The sequence below is a fragment of the Calidifontimicrobium sp. SYSU G02091 genome (assembly GCF_022631395.1).
In the GTDB taxonomy this organism is placed as follows: Bacteria; Pseudomonadota; Gammaproteobacteria; order Burkholderiales; family Burkholderiaceae_C; genus Calidifontimicrobium; species Calidifontimicrobium sediminis.
The window spans coordinates 43,270-60,397 of record NZ_JALBGB010000019.1; the positions used below are offsets into that span (position 1 = coordinate 43,270).

General features: G+C 73.0%; 18 protein-coding genes. 10 read left to right on the forward strand and 8 right to left on the reverse strand.

Annotated elements, in window-relative coordinates; genetic code table 11:
• The first annotated feature begins 43 nt into the window (after positions 1 to 43).
• From MOJ79_RS12385 to MOJ79_RS12400, 4 genes are all read left to right on the forward strand, one after another.
• On the forward strand, positions 44 to 688 hold the full coding sequence (locus MOJ79_RS12385) for a MotA/TolQ/ExbB proton channel family protein (protein WP_241924441.1): 645 nt from the start codon (positions 44 to 46) through the stop codon (positions 686 to 688).
• 250 nt (positions 689 to 938) lie between these two features.
• Positions 939 to 1,541 (forward strand): hypothetical protein, encoded by a 603-nt coding sequence (locus MOJ79_RS12390; protein ID WP_241924442.1) that lies wholly within the window; start codon positions 939 to 941, stop codon positions 1,539 to 1,541.
• The gene (locus MOJ79_RS12395) at positions 1,538 to 2,038 is read left to right on the forward strand and encodes a hypothetical protein (RefSeq protein WP_241924443.1); all 501 of its coding nucleotides are present in this window, start codon (positions 1,538 to 1,540) and stop codon (positions 2,036 to 2,038) included. The genes MOJ79_RS12390 and MOJ79_RS12395 overlap by 4 nt, the downstream gene beginning before the upstream one ends.
• The gene (locus MOJ79_RS12400) at positions 2,035 to 2,760 is read left to right on the forward strand and encodes a hypothetical protein (RefSeq protein WP_241924444.1); all 726 of its coding nucleotides are present in this window, start codon (positions 2,035 to 2,037) and stop codon (positions 2,758 to 2,760) included. The genes MOJ79_RS12395 and MOJ79_RS12400 overlap by 4 nt, the downstream gene beginning before the upstream one ends.
• A gap of 132 nt (positions 2,761 to 2,892) precedes the next feature.
• On the opposite strand, the gene MOJ79_RS12405 is transcribed toward MOJ79_RS12400, so the two are convergent.
• The 3 genes from MOJ79_RS12405 to MOJ79_RS12415 form a co-directional block, all read right to left on the reverse strand.
• On the reverse strand, positions 2,893 to 4,632 hold the full coding sequence (locus tag MOJ79_RS12405; RefSeq protein ID WP_241924445.1) for a PQQ-dependent methanol/ethanol family dehydrogenase: 1,740 nt from the start codon (positions 4,630 to 4,632) through the stop codon (positions 2,893 to 2,895).
• Positions 4,633 to 4,805: 173 nt separating this feature from the next.
• Positions 4,806 to 5,771: a quinoprotein relay system zinc metallohydrolase 1 gene (locus tag MOJ79_RS12410; protein ID WP_241924446.1), complete on the reverse strand. Its 966-nt coding sequence runs from the start codon at positions 5,769 to 5,771 to the stop codon at positions 4,806 to 4,808.
• Positions 5,768 to 6,595: a quinoprotein dehydrogenase-associated SoxYZ-like carrier gene (locus tag MOJ79_RS12415; protein WP_241924447.1), complete on the reverse strand. Its 828-nt coding sequence runs from the start codon at positions 6,593 to 6,595 to the stop codon at positions 5,768 to 5,770. The genes MOJ79_RS12410 and MOJ79_RS12415 overlap by 4 nt, the downstream gene beginning before the upstream one ends.
• A gap of 187 nt (positions 6,596 to 6,782) precedes the next feature.
• Here MOJ79_RS12415 and MOJ79_RS12420 point away from each other — a divergent pair, with 187 nt between their 5' ends.
• Positions 6,783 to 7,634, forward strand: a complete 852-nt coding sequence (locus MOJ79_RS12420; RefSeq protein ID WP_241924448.1) for an SAM-dependent methyltransferase — start codon at positions 6,783 to 6,785, stop codon at positions 7,632 to 7,634.
• A gap of 4 nt (positions 7,635 to 7,638) precedes the next feature.
• Here the strand turns inward: MOJ79_RS12420 and MOJ79_RS12425 are convergent, their stop codons facing one another.
• A complete protein-coding gene (locus MOJ79_RS12425; RefSeq protein ID WP_241924449.1) occupies positions 7,639 to 8,589 on the reverse strand; it encodes a DUF808 domain-containing protein in 951 nt (316 codons plus the stop codon).
• A 76-nt stretch (positions 8,590 to 8,665) separates the two neighbouring features.
• On the opposite strand from MOJ79_RS12425, the gene MOJ79_RS12430 reads away from it, so the two are divergent.
• From MOJ79_RS12430 to MOJ79_RS12440, 3 genes are all read left to right on the forward strand, one after another.
• Positions 8,666 to 9,298, forward strand: coding sequence for a DUF938 domain-containing protein (locus MOJ79_RS12430; protein WP_241924450.1), 633 nt, complete (start codon positions 8,666 to 8,668; stop codon positions 9,296 to 9,298).
• A gap of 261 nt (positions 9,299 to 9,559) precedes the next feature.
• A complete protein-coding gene (locus MOJ79_RS19105) occupies positions 9,560 to 9,763 on the forward strand; it encodes a nitroreductase family protein (RefSeq protein ID WP_336606324.1) in 204 nt (67 codons plus the stop codon).
• Between the two features lie 69 nt (positions 9,764 to 9,832).
• Positions 9,833 to 10,678, forward strand: coding sequence for a DUF2189 domain-containing protein (locus MOJ79_RS12440; protein ID WP_241924451.1), 846 nt, complete (start codon positions 9,833 to 9,835; stop codon positions 10,676 to 10,678).
• A gap of 34 nt (positions 10,679 to 10,712) precedes the next feature.
• On the opposite strand, the gene MOJ79_RS12445 is transcribed toward MOJ79_RS12440, so the two are convergent.
• Together MOJ79_RS12445 and MOJ79_RS12450 are read right to left on the reverse strand one after the other, a co-directional pair.
• Complete coding sequence (locus MOJ79_RS12445; protein WP_241924452.1) at positions 10,713 to 11,345, reverse strand: response regulator transcription factor; 633 nt, start codon at positions 11,343 to 11,345, stop codon at positions 10,713 to 10,715.
• Complete coding sequence (locus MOJ79_RS12450) at positions 11,345 to 12,817, reverse strand: sensor histidine kinase (RefSeq protein ID WP_241924453.1); 1,473 nt, start codon at positions 12,815 to 12,817, stop codon at positions 11,345 to 11,347. The genes MOJ79_RS12445 and MOJ79_RS12450 overlap by 1 nt, the downstream gene beginning before the upstream one ends.
• Before the next feature lie 149 nt (positions 12,818 to 12,966).
• On the opposite strand from MOJ79_RS12450, the gene MOJ79_RS12455 reads away from it, so the two are divergent.
• Positions 12,967 to 15,261 (forward strand): TonB-dependent receptor, encoded by a 2,295-nt coding sequence (locus tag MOJ79_RS12455; RefSeq protein ID WP_241924454.1) that lies wholly within the window; start codon positions 12,967 to 12,969, stop codon positions 15,259 to 15,261.
• Positions 15,262 to 15,337: 76 nt separating this feature from the next.
• Here the strand turns inward: MOJ79_RS12455 and MOJ79_RS12460 are convergent, their stop codons facing one another.
• Both MOJ79_RS12460 and MOJ79_RS12465 read right to left on the reverse strand, forming a co-directional pair.
• On the reverse strand, positions 15,338 to 16,333 hold the full coding sequence (locus tag MOJ79_RS12460; RefSeq protein ID WP_442863122.1) for a quinone oxidoreductase family protein: 996 nt from the start codon (positions 16,331 to 16,333) through the stop codon (positions 15,338 to 15,340).
• Positions 16,334 to 16,389: 56 nt separating this feature from the next.
• Complete coding sequence (locus tag MOJ79_RS12465; protein WP_241924455.1) at positions 16,390 to 16,779, reverse strand: DUF2784 domain-containing protein; 390 nt, start codon at positions 16,777 to 16,779, stop codon at positions 16,390 to 16,392.
• Between the two features lie 21 nt (positions 16,780 to 16,800).
• Between MOJ79_RS12465 and MOJ79_RS12470 the strand changes: the two genes are divergently transcribed.
• On the forward strand, positions 16,801 to 17,106 hold the full coding sequence (locus tag MOJ79_RS12470; RefSeq protein WP_241924479.1) for a putative signal transducing protein: 306 nt from the start codon (positions 16,801 to 16,803) through the stop codon (positions 17,104 to 17,106).
• Positions 17,107 to 17,128: the final 22 nt, after the last annotated feature.

A 17,128-nucleotide genomic window follows, 5' to 3' on the forward strand; every position in this document is an offset into this window, starting at 1 on the left:
CTGCGCCGCCGCATGCGGCTGCCAGCGCGACGGAGCCGAAGGCGTGAAGGCGCTGCTCGACGTCGCGATCCGGCGCGGTGGCGGCACGGTCGCCGCTAGCGGCACGCGCACGCTCGCGCAGGGCCTGTTCTGGGCCTGGGTGCTGCACACGGCGCTGGCGCTGTTCGTCGGCTGGCAGGTCGCGCGCGCCGGTGGCTGGACGCTGCTCGTCGAGCGCGACCCGAGCCGCATCAGCCTGCTGATCGTCGCGCTCGCGCTGGCCGTGACCGCGTGGTGCGGACGGCGCGCGTGGCGACTGGCCCGCGAGGCCGCGCCCGACGGCGAATGGGCGCGCCTGTGGCGGCTCGAGGGCGGCGGTGCCGACCCGCAGGCCGCGCAGCGCCTGGCCGAGCGCAGCCACGGCCCGCACGAGACGGCGTGGTGGTTCGCCGCCTCGGCGATCAAGCTCGGCCTGCTCGGCACCGTCGTCGGCTTCATCGTGATGGCGTCGCGGCTGGCTGCGAGCCAGGTGTTCGAGCTCGCCGAGGTGCAGCTGCTGCTCAAGCAGATGACCGAGGGGATGGCGATCGCGCTGTACACGACGCTGGTGGGCCTCGTCGCCAACCTCTGGCTCGGGCTGCAGCTGCTGCTGCTCGACCGTCTGGCCGACCGCGTCGCGGCGTCGATCGCCGGCGGGGAGCTGGGCTGACCCCAGATCCGGCAGTCGGCCGCTCGATTTGCATGCACCCCCTCCTCTCATGCTTGGTGTTTTCGCCCACGCGGACGGTCACCTCTTGGGTGAGGACGCTGCGCACCCGATCGAGCCGCCCTCGGGCACGCTGGCGGCGTTGCGAATCCTCGCGATGGCCCGCGCCATCGCTGCGGTTCGCGCCTTGCCAGCGCGCCCGATGACGGCCCGCTCAGGCGCGCCCAACTGCCGGATCTAGGCTGAAGCAGCGATGGCCTACCTGCGCCGGCGCCGCCACGACGACCTCGACCCGTTCAGCGACCTGCTGTTCAACACGCTGCTGGTCTTCGTGCTGCTGTTCGCAGTGGCGCTGGTGGCGATGAACCCGAAGGCGCGCACCGGCGTGATCGACGCCAAGGCCGAGTTCATCGTCACCGTGACGTGGCCGGACATGGACCCCAACGACATCGACACCTGGGTCCAGGACCCGGCGGGCAACCTCGTGTGGTTCCGCGCGCGCGAAGGCGGCATGATGCACCTGGACCGCGACGACCGCGGGATGACCAACGACACGATCGTGATCGACGGCCGCCAGATCGTGAATCCGCTGAACCAGGAGGTGGTGACGATCCGCGGCTTCGCGCCCGGCGAGTACACCGTCAACGTGCACTACTACGAAAGCCGCAACAGCCAGCCGGTGACGGTCAACGTCTCGGTCGTCAAGGTCAACCCGCGCGCGAGCGTCGTCTTCTACGGCAGCGTCGACCTCGCGCGCAAGGGCGACGAGGCCACCGCGGTGCGCTTCACCGTCGAGCGCGACGGCGGGGTGCGCGACGTCAACACGCTGCCGAAGTCGATCGTGGAGCGCTCGTGAGCGGCACCGACGTCCTGCTGTGGCTCTACGTCGCCGTGGTGTTCGCGGCGGCGCTCGCGCTGCTTTTCTCGCGCTGGCCGGGATGGGCGCGCGCGGCCGTCGTCGCCGGCGCCGTGGGGCTGTGGTTCGCGGCGTCGGCCACGCTGGGCGACGTGTGGGGGCGCCCGAGCCGCGAGCCGCTGCCCGAGCGCTTCGTGCTGCTCGCCGCCGTCATCGAGGAGCCCGGCAAGACGACGCCGGGCGCGCTGTACGTCTGGGTCCACGAGCTCGTCGACGGCAAGCCCGCCCCCGAGCCGCGCGCCTACCGGCTGCCGTACAGCAAGGACCTGCACGCGCTGCTCAACGACGCGCTGAAGAAGGTTCGCCAGGGCATCAGCCAGCTCGGCACCGCCGAGCCGCGGCGCGGCGCGCAGGGCCTGTCGTGGCTGCGGCCCGGCAGCGAGGCGCAGGAGATCAGGATCCGCGACCTGCCGGTGCCGCAACTGCCCGAGAAATGACGGCAACGCTCGCCCACCCGTCCCGGCCTCTGGCCGCGCTCGCGCTGGCCGCTGCCGCGCTGGCCGGCTGCCGCGCACCGGCAGGCGAGGCCCTGTTCCCGCTCGACGCCGGCCACGAGTGGACGTACCGCGTGACGAGCGAGCGCGACGACTCGGCCGCCGTCGAGCACGAGACGCTGCGGCTGCGCACGCTCGGCCGCGAGGCGCTCGACGACGGCCCGGCGTGGCGGCGGCGCAGCGACGACGGCGTCGACTACTGGCTGCGCGCCGACGACAGCGGCATCTACCGCGTCGCGAGCAAGAGCGACCTCGACGCCGAGCCGCGGCCCGACGCGCAGCGCCGCTACGTGCTCAAGGCGCCGTACCGCGTCGGCACGCAGTGGCAGGCGCCGACGACGACGTACCTGCTGCGACGGCGCGCCGACTTCCCGCCCGAACTGCGCCACGTCGTGCCGCCGGTGGCGATGCACTACCAGATCGAGGCCACCGACGAAGTCGTCGAGACGCCCGCCGGCCGCTTCGCGCGCTGCCTGCGCGTGCGCGGCGTCGCCAGCGTGCACATGTTCGCCGACTCGGTGGCCGGCTGGCGCGACCTGCCGCTGGTGACCACCGAGTGGTACTGCCCCGGCCCCGGCCTCGTGCGCCTGACGCGCGAGGAGCCGGCGCGCTACGCGTTCGTCCACGGCGGCACGCTGACGATGGAGCTCGTGGCCTGGCAGTAAGCCGCACGCCACGGCAGCGGGTGCGTCGCGACGCACGCGGACCCGCGGCGCACGGCGCGGGCGCGCAAGAAAAAGGGGCTGCGTCGCCGCAGCCCCCCGTCCGGCCGGTGCCAGACGCACCGGCTCAGGTCCTCACTTCATCAGCTTGAAGACCCACACCATGCCGCCCTGCTCGAGGTAGTTGACCTTCTTGGCCACGTCGCCACCCCACAGAGGCACCGCACCGCCCCAGCCGGAGACGACGGCGATGTACTGCTCGCCCTTGTCTTCCCACGTCACCGGCGGCGCGACGACGCCCGAGCCGGTCTGGTACTGCCACAGCACCTTGCCGGTCTTGGCGTCGGCGGCCTTCAGGTAGCCCTCGGGCGTGCCCCAGAACACGAGGTTGCCGCCGGTGGCCAGCACGCCGCCCCACAGCGGGGCCTCGTTCTTGACCTCCCACACGATCTTGCCCGTCTTCGGGTCGATCGCGCGCAGCGCGCCGATGTAGTCGTCGTTGATCGTCTTGATCGTGAAGCCGGCGCCGAGGTAGGCCGCACCCTTCTTGTAGGTGATCGGCTCGTTCCAGATCTCCATGCCCCACTCGTTGGACGGCACGTAGAACAGCTTCGTGTCGGGGCTGTACGCCATCGGCATCTGGTTCTTGCCGCCGAGGAAGCTCGGCGCGGCGAACACGACGCTGCCCTTCTTGCCGTCGGCGCTCGCGGTCGGGTCGCCGGGGCGGTTCTCGGGCACGTAGTTCGGGCGCCCGGTCTTGAGGTCGATGCCGGTGGCCCAGGTGACCTTCTTGACGAACGGGAACGCGTTGACGAGTTCGCCGGTGCGCGCGTCGTTGACGTAGAAGAAGCCGTTGCGGTCGGCCTTGGCGCCGAGGATGCGGTTGCCGTCGTCGAACGTCACGAACTCGTTGACGCCGTCGAAGTCCCAGCCGTCGTTGGGCGTGTTCTGGTAGTGCCACTTGATCTGGCCGGTCTTAACGTCGATGGCCACCGTCGAGCACGAGTACAGGTTGTCGCCCTTGCGCAGGTGGCTGTTCCACGGCGCCGGGTTGCCGGTGCCGAAGTACGCCAGGCCGGTGCGCGGGTCGTAGGTGCCGCCGAGCCAGGTCGCGGCGCCGCCCGTCTTCCACAGGTCGCCCGGCCAGGTCTTGCCGGGGGTGCCCGAGACGCCGTTCTCGATCGCCTTGCCGTCCTTGTCGTAGCGGTAGCCCATGTGGCCTTCGACGACCGGGCGCACCCACACCTTCTCGCCCGTCTTCGGGTTGCGCGCCTCGACGCGGCCGACGACGCCGAACTCGCCGCCCGAGACGCCCGTCAGCAGCAGGCCGTCGGCGATCAGCGGCGCGGCGGTGTAGCTGTAGCCGGCGCTGTAGTCGTCGATCTTCTCCTTCCAGACGACGTCGCCGGTCTTGCGGTCGAGCGCGACGAGCTGCGCATCGAGCGTGCCGAAGATCACGAGGTTGTCGTACAGCGCCGCGCCGCGGTTGATGACGTCGCAGCACGGCATGATGCCCTCGGGCAGCCGGTGCTCGTACTTCCACAGCCGCTTGCCGGTCTTGACGTCGAGCGCGTAGATGCGCGAGTACGACGCCGTGACGTACATCACGCCGTCGTGGATCAGCGGCTGCGACTGCTGGCCGCGCTGCTTCTCGCCGCCGAACGAGTACGACCACATCGGCACCAGGCGCGCGACGTTGCTGCTGTTGATCGTCTTCAGCGGCGAGTAGCGCTGGCCCTGGGTGCCGATGCCCCAGCTCAGCACGTCGCTCGTCGTCTTCGCGTCGTCGCGGATCATCTGATCCGTGACCGTCGCATGGGCCGCCAGCGAGGCCATCGCGGCACCCACCAGCAGGGTCGTCAGCTTCAATCGCATCGATCTCTCCTCCAGGTCACACCAATCAGCGTCGGCGCCACCATCGCCACCGAACGTGCTGCTCAGGGCAATCCGCGTGCCAGCGCCGCCAGCCACTTCGAACGCCCCGGACTTGCGGGGTTACCCGCAAGGCGGTGTTCCACCGTTGCACAGCGCAGCGACGTGAACACCGCTCAGCGCGACGCCCCGCCTTGCAACACCGCGCGCTCGTGGCCGGGGTACAGGTGGGTGACGTTGCGCAGGTACTCGGTGCCGAACGCGGCCCAGCCGCGGAACTCGGCCGGCACCGGCGCGGCGAGCACGTCGGTGAGGTCGTCGCCGGCCGCCGCCGCGCGCGCCAGGTGCTGGTCGAGCCAGGTCAGGTAGCGCCGCGTCTGTTCGACGCCGAGCGCGTCGTCGCGCACCGGGCCGTGGCTAGGCACCAGCGTGCGCCAGCGCGCCGCGGGCAGCGCGTCCAGGCTCGCGAGCCAGCGGTCGATGCGCGCGTGCGGCGTCGTCGGGATGCGGTCGACGAACACGAGACCGCCGACGAAAGCGACGCCGCTCGCACGGTCGACGAGCACGAGGTCGCTGTCGGTGTGGCCGGCCAGTTCGATCAGCTCGAATTCGCGTGCACCGACGCGCCACGTGCCGGCAGCCACCGGCGCGTCGGGCAGCAGCACCTCGGTGCCCTTCATCCAATCGCCGCACAGCCGGTAGAGGTTGTCCTCGTAGGCCTTGCCCTCGCGCGCCATGCCCTCGCGCGTGGCCGTCGTCGCGCGCCGCGGCACGTCGGCGAACGCCTGGTTGCCGAGGAAGTAGTCGGGGTGCAGGTTGAGGTGGATCACCTCGACCACCGGCTCGGTCGTCGTGCGTGCAATCAGCGCACGCAGCTGCTCGCCGTAGCGGCGGCTCGGGCCCGTGTTGACGACGACGACACCGGCGCCGGTGACGATGAACCCGGTGTTGATGATGTTGCAGCCGTTGGCGCGCGAGAAGTCGTCGTTGTCGCCCTCGACGACGTAGACGCCGGGGGCGAGTGCGCGCGCCTGCAGCCGGTAGTCGAGCGTCTTCTCGTCGGCGCGCGGCCCGCCGGCCAGGGCCGACGCAGTGGCCAGCAGCAGGCCCAGCACCAGTGCCGAAATCGTCGTCTGCTTCATGGCGACGGCACGCGCGACTGGATCCGGTTGCCGCCGTTGTCGCTGCCGACGACGCGCACGCCGCCCTTGGGCGGCACCGGGAAGTCGAACGAGAACACCGGGTTCTCGCTGACCGGCTCGAAAGTGGCCAGGCGGGCGAGCTCGCGGTCGTCGCCGTCGCGCACCGACAGCCGGTTGACGTAGAACGCAGGGATGCCGCCGACGAGCCCGGTGTCCATCGGGTGCATCACCTGCAGCCGCAGCCGCGCCGCGGCGTCGCCCACCGGGCTCGACGCGAACATGCGCGCGTGCACCTGGCCGAGCGTGCGCACCCAGCTGCCGTCGTTGCGTGTGACACCCGACACCGTGCAGCCGCCGCCGCTCGAATCGACCCAGGTGCCGCCGACGTGCCACACGCCGTCCTTCGTGCGCACCGCGGCGCGCACCGGCGACGCCTGTTCGAGCTTGAAGCGAAACGAGATCGCCGGCAGCGCCTGCAGCGGCCAGTAGTCGAGCACCTTGCGGATCGGGTTGCGGTCGACGACGACGGTGATCTGCTCGACGTCGCGCAGGTCGGTGCGCACGCTGATCGGCACGTTCATCGGGTCCTCGGCGAACTTCGGCCCGCTCACCTTGACCCGGTCGTCGAACTGCACGCGGGCGTCCTTGCCGAGGAACTCGCGGCGCATGTCGGGCCACGGATGCGACTTGAACGGGTCGCCCTCGAACGGGTCGGGCGCCGCGAGCGCAGGCGCCAGCAGCGGCAGCGCGCCGGTCGCACCGAGGCCGGCCAGCCGGCGCAGCCATCGGCGGCGGTCTTCGAGGTTCGGGCGTGAGGGGTTCATGCCGCAGGGGTCGTGGTCGGCACGACAATCGAACGTGGCGAGCTGCCGATTTCAGGGCCTGCGCCACGGCCGGCCAAGCCCGTGGATACCCGGCGCGGCTGCGCCAACTTGGATCAATTCCGTGTCCGAACGCCACGCCCGCCCGCGACCCCCCGTTCAGCAACCTCTGCCGGTGTCCGGCGCGCCGATGGCGCCGCGGCACGCGGCGTGGCGTGCCGCGCTGCTCGCCGGCGCGCTGCTGACCGCAGCGCTGCTCGCCCGCCCGGCGGCCGCCGACACCGACGTGCCGTTCGTCGTCACGCCCGACAACGTCACGCTGGCGATGCTCGAACTCGCCGGCGTGCGCCGCGGCGACCACGTGATCGACCTCGGCTCGGGCGACGGGCGCATCGTGATCCTCGCCGCGCGCCGCTTCGGCGCCACCGGCCTGGGCGTCGAGATCGTCGACGACCTCGTGCAGCGCAGCCGCCGCAGCGCGGTGCTCGCCGGCGTCGCCGACCGCGTGGAGTTCCGCACCGAGGACCTGTTCACGACCGACCTGTCGCGCGCCACCGTCGTCACGATGTACCTGCTGCCCGAGGTCAACCTGCAGCTGCGCCCTCGGCTGCTCGCGCTCGCGCCGGGCACGCGCATCGTCTCGCACGACTACGACCTCGGCGACTGGCGCCCCGACCGCAGCGTCGTCGTCGACGCCCCCGACAAGCCGGTCGGGCGCGACAGGCGCAGCACGCTGCACCTGTGGGTCGTGCCGGCGCGCGTCGCAGGCCGCTGGTGCGGGCGCGGCGCGGCGGCCGGGCGCACGCTGCGGCTGCTGCAGCAGCACCAGCACGTCGACGCGCGGCTCGACGACCGCGGGCTGGCCGGCCGCGTCGACGGCACCCACCTCGCGCTGGCGGCGCGCGACGAGGGCGCCCTGTGGCTGCGTGCCGCGGCCCCCCCGGCCGCGGCGGCGGTCGCCGCAGAGTTGTCGGTGGAGGTCGCCTCGGGACGCTGGGCCCCGCTGGCCGGCGCGCGCTTCACGCGCTGCGACGGCGGCTGAGCGCTCAGCCCGCCGCCGGCGCGCGCCGCACGCGCTGCACCGCCGCGACGACGAGCAGCACGACGGCCCCGACGACGACGCCGACCAGCGCGTCGAACAGCGTCGGCAGCAGCGCCGCCAGCCACGTCAGCGCCGCGCCCGGCGCCAGCGCGGCGAGCGAGGCCACCGCGTGATGCAGCGCCGGCACGCCGTGCACGACGATGCCGCCGCCGACGAGGAACATCGCGACGGTGCCGGCCACCGACAGCGCCTTCATCAGCCACGGCGCCGCGCGCAGGATGCCGCGACCGAGCGCGCGCCGGGCGGCGGCGCGCTCGCCATCGAGGCGGCTGAGGTACAGCCCGAGGTCGTCGAGCTTGACGACGCCGGCGACGAAGCCGTAGACGCCCACCGTCATCAGCAGCGCGACGGCCACCAGCACCGCGACCTGCGTCGCGAACGGCGACGCGGCCACCGCCCCCAGCGTGATCGCGATGATCTCGGCCGACAGCACGAGATCGGTGCGCACCGCGCCGCGGATCTTGTCGCGCTCGAGCTGCACGAGGTCGACCTGCGGGTCGGCCAGCGCCTGCAGGCGCTTGGCCCGCGGCCCGGCGTCGGCCGCGTCCGCCGCGTCGGGGCCGCGCCACGCGTGCCACAGCTTCTCGGCCCCCTCGTAGCACAGGAACGCGCCACCGACCATCAGCAGCGGCGTCACGGCCCACGGCGCGAGCGCGCTGATGGCCAGTGCCGCCGGCACGAGGATGGCCTTGTTGACGAGCGAGCCGCGCGCCACCGCCCACACCACCGGCAGCTCGCGGTCGGCGCGCACGCCGCTGACCTGCTGCGCGTTGAGCGCCAGGTCGTCGCCGAGCACGCCGGCGGTCTTCTTCGTCGCGACCTTGGTCATCGTCGCGACGTCGTCGAGCACGCTGGCGACGTCGTCGAGCAGGGCGAGCAGGCTGGCGGCAGGCATCTGGGACTCGGGCGATGGTGGCGGCGATTGTCGTCGCCCGCTGGCCGCGGCACGACCGGCGTCCTATGCTCGCGCGATGGACCCTGCTGCCGTCCCCGAGGCCCGCCGCCACAGCCCCGCGGCCGAGCGCAACCGCGAGCCGATCCTCGCGGTGCTGCAGCGCGTGCTGCCGCCGCGCGGCGTCGCGCTCGAGATCGCCAGCGGCACCGGCCAGCACGCGGCGCACTTCGCCGCCGCGCTGCCGGGCTGGACCTGGCAGCCGAGCGACCCGTCGCCCGACGCGCTGGCGTCGATCGCCGCGTGGTGCGCCGGCCTGCCCCACGTGCGGCCGCCGCTGCGCCTGGACGTGCACGACGCCGAGTGGCGCGGCGCGCCGCCGCGCGTCGACGCGATCTACGTCGCGAACCTGCTGCACATCGCGCCGTGGAGCGCGTGCGCGGCGCTGATGGCCGGTGCCGCGCGCCACCTGGCGCCGCAGGGCCTGCTGATCGTCTACGGGCCGTTCGTCGAGCACGACGTGCCCACCGCGCCGAGCAACCTCGCGTTCGACGCCGACCTGCGCCAGCGCGACCCGGCGTGGGGGCTGCGCGCACTCGACGACGTCGACACGCAGGCGCGGTGCGCGGGCTTGCGCCGGCGCGAGCGCGTCGCGATGCCGGCGAACAACCTGCTGCTCGTCTACGAGCGCGACACCGGAGGACCGCAATGACGACGCTGACCAAGCTCGCGCTCGGCCTGATGGGCCAGCTGCGCCCGAGGCCCGCTGCCGGCGACGCCGCCGCGCAGATCCGCCTGCCGCGCCCGCAGCGCCACGGCAGCATGCCGCTGATGGCCGCGCTCGCGCACCGCCGCTCGTCGCGCGAGTTCGCCTCGACGCCGCTGCCACCGCAGGTGCTCGCCGACCTGCTGTGGGCCGCCGACGGCGTCAACGGCCCACCTGGTCTACGTCGCCGACCACCGCCGCCAGCGCATGGTGCCGGCCGAGCAGCGCAGCCTGTATGCCGCTGCGTCGGCCGGCGCGATCGCGCAGAACGTGTACCTGTTCGCCGCCAGCGCCGGGCTGGCCGCCGTGATCCGCGCGTGGATCGACCGCGCCGCGATCGCCGACGCGCTCGGCCTCGACCCCGACCAGCAGGTGCTGCTGTCGCAGACCGTCGGGTGGCCGAAGCGCTGAACCGCACCGGCCGCCGGGTGGGGGTCGGCCCGATGGACGATGCGGCGCGCCGCGCCTACCCTGCCCGGCATGCAGACCGCCCCGTCTTCGCCACCGACCCCGCCGCAGGCGGCGCCCGAACGCGCCGCGACCGAGGCGCCGGCCCCGCCGCAGCCATCGCCGTCGGCGTTCTCGATCGCGCTGAACCGGCTGCCGCTGTCGGCGCCGGTGCGCTGGCTCGCGCTGGGCACGCGCGACTTCGCGCGCGCGCCGTTCATCGGTCTGTTCTACGGCGCGTGCTTCATGGTCATGGGCTGGGCGCTGCTGCGCGTGTTCGAGCACGCGCCGGCGTACACGCTGGCGCTGTCGGCCGGCTTCCTGCTGATGGGGCCGTTCCTGTGCCTCGGGCTGTACCAGACCAGCCTGCGGCTCGAGCGCGGCGAGAAGCCCGACTTCGGCGACTCGCTGCTCGCGTGGCAGACGCGCACCGGCACGCTGGCGATCTTCGGTTTCGTGCTGCTCGTGCTCGAGATGCTGTGGGGCCGCGCCGCGCTCGTCGTGTTCGCGGTCAGCTTCGACGGCATGCCCGACTTCAAGGGCTCGATCCGCGCGCTGCTCGACCCCGAGAACGTGCAGTTCATCGTCGCCTACCTCGCGGTCGGCGGCGTCTTCGCCGGGCTGATCTTCGCGGTGAGCGTCGTCGCGATGCCGATGATCCTGCACCGCCAGACCGACGCGATCACCGCGGGCCTGACCAGCCTGCGGCTCGTGCTGACGCAGCCGCTGGTGATGATCCTCTGGGGTGCCGTGATCACCGTGCTCGTCGTGCTCGCGATGCTGCCGTGGTTCGTCGGGCTGGTCGTGGTCGGCCCCGTCATCGGACACGCGAGCTGGCACGCCTACCGCGCGGCCGTGGCCGATCCGCCGCCGGCGTGACGCACGCCGTGCGGCCGGTGGCCGGGGCGCCCTCTCAGTCCACCAGCAGGCCGTGGCGGCGCGCATAGCGCAGCAGCTCGACCGCGCTGGACACGCCGAGCTTGGCCCGGATCGCACTCTGGTGATTGGCCACCGTCTTCGGGCTCAGGTGCAGCCGCCGCGCGATCTCGGGCAGCGGACAGCCGTCGAGCAGCAGGCGCAGCACGTCCAGTTCGCGCGCGCCCAGTCGCAGGTGCGGTGCGCCGTCGCACGGCACGCCGGCTGCATCTGGCGCGACGTCGGGTGACAGCGCCTGCTGCCCGCGCGCCACGCGCCGCAGCGCGTCGACCAGCAGCGCCGGTTCGCTCGACTTCGTGACGTAGCCCGCCGCGCCCGCCGCCAGCGCCTGGTGCACCAGCGCCGGCGCGTCGTGCATCGAGAACACGAGCACGTGCAGCGCCGGCCAGCGCAGCGTCGTGCGCCGCAGCAGGTCCAGACCGCTGCGCCCGGGCATCGCCAGATCGAGCACGAGCACGTCGAGCGCCCCGTCGAGGGCATACAGGCCGGCGTAGGTGGCGTCGGCGTCGGCGAACTCGGCCACGATGGTCATGTCGGACTCGAGTTCGATCAGGCGGCGGTAGCCGGCGCGCACGACGGCGTGGTCGTCGGCCAGTGCGATGCGCAGCATCAGGCGCCTCCTGCCACGCGGCCGCCGGGCCACGCGTCGAACGCGAAGCGCGCGCTCAGCCGCAACCCGGGGCGGCCCTGCCCTGCGGGATGCAGCGGCTCGCACTCCAGCCGCGCTCCGAGCGCCCACACGCGCTCGTGCAGGCCGGCCAGTCCGCTGCCGCGGCGCCAGGCGGCATCGAGGTCGTCGATGCCCACGCCGTCGTCTTCGACACGCCAGTGAAGGGTCTGCGGCCGCTTCGCGTCACCGTGCAGCTGCAGCTCCACGTGCGCGCGCGTGGCCTGCGCATGCCGCGCGACGTTCGTCAGCGCTTCCTGCGTGATGCGGTAGACCGTCAGCGCCAGCGGCCCCGGCAGCGCGACGTCGGCCACCGCGTCGCCGTGGCCGACGTGCACCGTCACGCGCAAGCCCTGGCGCACGCCGTGCCAGCCCGCCGCCAGCGCCTCGATGCGCTCGCCCAGACGCCGCAGCGTCGGCGCCGCGCCGTCGCCGCCGAGCGGATTCAGCCGCGAGAGCAGGTCGCGGACCTCGCGCTGCAGACATTCGCCATGCTCGGCGATGCCGGCGAGCACGGTGCGCACCTCGTCGCCGAAGCAGCCCCCGCGCTCGTCGAGGCGGCGCGCCAGCCAGGCGACGTCGGCGCGCAGCGCCGTCAGCCGCTGGCCGAGTTCGTCGTGCAGTTCGCGCGCGATGCGCTGGCGCTCTTCTTCCTGCACGCCGAGCAGCTGTTGCGTCAGCAGCCGCTGGCGCTGCTGCGCCGCGTCGAGCGCCTGCGCGAGGTGGCGCAGCGTCGCCGCGACGGCCTCGAGCTCGGTCACCGGCATCGGCGGCAGGTGGCGCAAAGCGTCGCGGTCGTGCGATTCGGCGCGCACGATGGCGTGACGCATTGCGTCGAGCGGCGCCAGCGCGCGCCGCACGCTCCACGCCATCGCCGCCAGCGCACCGGCGGCCAGCAGCAACATCATGAGCAGCGACTCGATGGTGCTGGCCAGGGCTTCGGCGCGCTCGCTGTCCGGCGCCGGCTGCAGCGTGACGCGCCACGCCGGCGCCGACGGCCGCGGCAGATCCCACTGCACGGCAGGCGTGCGCGCATCGGCCGCGGTCGGCCCGACGGCGTCGCTGGCATACACGGTGCGCCCCTGCGCGTCGTGCACGACGAGCCGCAGGTGACGCAGGCGCTGCGCCGCCTCGAGCGCATGCAGCTGCGCGAGCACGTCGTCGTCGCTGCGCGTGTGGGCCGTCGACAGTGTCGCGGCCAGCTGCGCCAGCACCATCGCACCGCCGAGCTCGTCGCCGACGTCGCGCTCGGTGCGCGCCCACGCGAGCACGAGCGCGAGCACGACGACGATGACGACGATGAGCGCCGAGCGCCGGACGATCAGCCGCGTGAGCGACACGGTGGGCGCCACGGCCGCGGCGTCGGCGCGGGCCTGAGCGCCAAGCACGGTGGCAAGGGGTGTCGAGCGTTGCATCGTGCGCGCATTGTCGGTCCCGCACCCGCGGCGACGCCGCGAGAGCACGCCGCCGGCGATCGGGAGCTTTTCCCGGGCACGCGGGCACGGCAGCTGCATTGCCGTTACGGGCGCGTCCGCGCCCCAGCGACATCGACGACGAGGAGACCATGACCGCTCGACTGCTTTGCATCGCGCGCCGCCGGCACGCGTTCACCCCCCTACGACCCGCTGCGCTCGCGGCAGCGTGCATCGCCGCCCTGATGCCGGCGGCGCTGCACGCCCAGACGCCGGCCGCCACCGTGGAAATCATCGGCACGGCGCCGCTGCCCGGCCAGGGCATCGACCGCAACTGGCTGCCCTACGGCACGCAGGTCCTGCGCCGTGCCGAGATCGACGGCGCCGGCAGCGACAACCTGATCGACCTGTTCGACCGCCGGCTGCCCGGTGTGCAGCGCAACGACATCCAGGGCAGCCCCTACCAGGGCGACCTCACTTACCGCGGCTTCCGCGCCTCGGGGCTGCTGGGCGCCGCGCAGGGGCTGTCGGTGTATCTCGACGGCGTGCGCATCAACGAGGCTTTCGGCGACATCGTGCAATGGGACCTCGTGCCCGAGTACGCGCTCGACAGCGTCGCGCTCGTGCCCGGCGCCAACCCGGCGTTCGGCCTGAATACCCTTGGCGGCGCGATTTCACTGACGACGCTCGACGGCCGCCGGGCGGCCGGCACGCGCGCCGATCTGACGCTGGGCAGCTTCGGCCGCAAGCGCCTCGACGCGTCGCACGGGCGCGCCGGCGACGACGGCTGGCACCACTACGTCGCCGGCACGGCGTTCGCCGAGGACGGCTGGCGCGATCACTCCGACGGCCGCATCGGCCTGGTCTTCGCCAAGGTCGGCCGCAGCCAGGGCGACACCGACTGGTCGCTCGGACTGCTGGCCGGACGCAGCCGTCTGATCGGCAACGGCCTCGTGCCCGCCTACACCCTCGACGACGACGGCGGCGACATCGACACCGAGCCCGACCTGTACGCCGCGCGGCGCAGTGCGATCTACACGCACCCCGACCTGACGCGCAACGAGCTGCTGCAGCTGGCATTCAACGCCCGCCACGCGATCGATGCCGCCACCGAGCTCGACCTGCTGGCCTACGTGCGCTCGAGCCGCCGCCGCACCGTCAACGGCGACGCTGCCGACGACGGCGATGCCGAAGCGTCGCTGAACGGCTCGCGCACGACGCAGCTCACGGGCGGCGTCGCCGCCAGCGTGTCACGCAGCGTCGGCAGCCATCAGCTGCAGGTCGGCGCGTCGCTCGACGCCGGACGCACGCGCTACGAACAGACCGAACAGGAAGGCGAGTTCACCGCCTCGCGCGGCGTCATCGGCGATCCCGACGAGCCGCCCGAACTCAGCGCGAAGGTGCGCGGCCGGTCGCTGGCCTTCGGCCTGTGGGCGATGGACACCTGGCGGCTGGCACCGGCCACCGCGCTGACGGCCTCGGCGCGCTACAACCACGCGCGTGTCAGCAACACGCTGACCACCGTCGACGACGACACCGGCCTGCTGGAAGAAAAGCCGCGGGAGCGCTTCACGTACCGCAGCCTGAATCCGGCGCTGGGCCTGGCGCACCAGCTGACGCCGTCGCTGACGCTGTTCGGCAACGTGGCGCGCAACACGCGCGTGCCCACCGTGATCGAACTCGGCTGCGCCGACCCCGACGAGCCGTGCCGCCTGCCGGCCGGGCTGCAGAGCGACCCGTACCTGAAGCAGGTGAAATCGACCACCGTCGAAGTCGGCGCGCGCTGGCGCGTGACGGATGCACAGCGCATCGCGCTGTCGCTGTACCGCACCGACAACCGCGACGACATCCTGTTCACCAGCGTCAGCGCGACCAGCCAGCTCGGCTACTTCCGCAACTTCGACAAGACGCGGCACCAGGGCCTCGACGTCCAATGGGACGGCCGCTTCGGCGCCGTGCGCGCGTGGGCCGCCTACAGCCTGCTCGAGGCCACTTACCAGGCCGACGGCACGCTGCGTATCGGCGAGCGCAATGTCGAGGTCACGCCAGGCATGCGCATGGCCGGGCTGCCGCGGCACACCGTCAAGATGGGACTGGACTGGCAGGTCGCGCCGGCGTGGACGCTCGGTGCCGATGCCAGCTGGCGCTCGCGGCGCATCGTGCAGGGCAACGAAGACGGTCTCGTCGAGGACGGCGGCGACGCCTTCGATGCCAGCCTGCCCGGCTATGCCCTCGTCAATCTGCGCGCCGCGTGGAAGCCGCGCAAAGACATCGAGCTGGGACTGCGCATCGACAACGTCTTCGACCGCCGCTACGAGACCTACGGCGCCCTGGCCGAAACCGTGTTCGACGCCAGCGGCGCCTACACCGGCGTCGAGCGCGACGCCGTCTTCGTCGCACCCGGCGCCCCCCGCGCGTACTTCGTGACGCTGCGCGTGCGCTTCTGAGCTCAGGCGCGGCAGGCAGCAGCGCGCGGCTGCCCCAAGAACCTCAGGGCAGCAGCACGCTGCTGCCGCACGAACCTCAGGGCAGCAGCACGCTGCTGCCCGTGGTGCGCCGCGCCTCGAGATCGCGGTGCGCGAGCGCGACGTCGGACAGCGGGTAGCGCTGGTCGATGCGGATCTTGACCTGCCCCGACAGCACGACGGCGAACAGGTCGTCGGCCATCGCCTGCGTGCTCTCGCGCGTGGCGATGTGCGTGAACAGCGTCTGCCGCGTGACGTACAGCGAACCCTTGGCCGCCAGCGTCGCCACCTGCAGCGGCGGCACCGGCCCCGACGACTGGCCGAAGCTGGCCAGCAGGCCGAACGGCGCCAGGCAGTCGAGCGAGCGCTCGAACGTGTCCTTGCCGACCGAGTCGTAGACCACCTTGACGCCGCGCCCGCCGGTGATCTCGCGCACGCGCGCGACGAAGTCCTCCTTGTTGTAGTTGATCGCGTGCGCCGCACCGTGCTCGAGCGCGAGCTGGCACTTGGCGTCGCTGCCGGCGGTGGCGATCAGCTGCAGCCCCAGCGCGCGCGCCCACTGGCATGCGATCAGGCCCACCCCACCGGCGGCGGCGTGGAACACGATGGGGTCGCCCGGCTGCAGGCCGCCTTGCGGCAGCGTCTTCTTCAGCAGGTACTGCACCGTCAGGCCCTTGAGCATCATCGCCGCACCGGTCTCGAAGTCGATGCCGTCGGGCAGCTTGACGACGCACTTGGCCGGCATCACGCGCCGCTCGCTGTAGGCGCCGGGCGGCATGCTGGCATAGGCGGCGCGGTCGCCAGGCTTCAGGTGCGTGACGCCCTCGCCGACCGCCTCGACGACGCCGGCGGCTTCCATGCCCAGTGCCAGCGGCAGCGGATTCGGATAGCGGCCGGTGCGCTGGTACACGTCGATGAAGTTCAGCCCGCACGCGTGGTGGCGGATGCGGATCTCGCCCGGACCGGGGTCGCCGACGGCGACGTCGACGAGCCGCATCTCGTCGGGCCCGCCGAACTGCTCGATCATCACGGTCTTGCTCAAGGTCTCGGCCATCGCTCGCTCCGGTGGAAGGGGGTCGGGTGCACGGCCACGCCGCACGGCGGCGCAGGTTAGCGCATCCGCCGTGGCCGCGTGGCGCGGCGAGCGTGGCGGTGCAGCACCCACGCGTACAGGCACGCGTTGACGAGCGCCAGCGCGCCGGCCAGCACCCACTGCGCCTCGCGCGTGAGCCCGGCCGGGTAGACGATGGCGCCGAGGTAATGCTCGACGAAGCTGCCGGCGTAGCCCGCCTCGCCAGCCGCGCGCCGCAGCGCGACTTCGAGCGGCGTCAGCGGGCACAGGTCGCCGCTGGCCTCGATCCACAGCCCCCATGCGAGCGCCGGCAGGTGCGCCCAGGCGAGCCGCGGCCAGCGCGCGACGGCCAGCGCGCCCGCGACGACCCACGCGATGAACAGCGCGTGCAGCACGAGCACGGCGTCGGCGAGAATGGCTGCGATCATGAATCGATGTTCCCACGCGCGATGCGGCGCGTGACCTCCGCGCCCAACCTCGCCGTGGCCACGCTGTGGGCCGACGTGCTCGCGCAGGCCGGCATCGCGGCGACGGTGCAACGCCAGTGGACGAGCAGCATCGCCGGCGAGATCCCGCCCGACCAGGCCTGGCCCGAGGTCTGGGTCGCCGACGACGCGCAGCTCGACGCCGCGCGCGAGCTGCTGCGCGCGCTCGAACGCGCCCCGCAGCGCGACTGGGTGTGCCGCCAGTGCGGCGAGCGCGTCGAGGGCGCGTTCGAGCAGTGCTGGCACTGCGGCGCGGCGATGCCGCGCTGACCCCCGACGTTTCGCACACCAC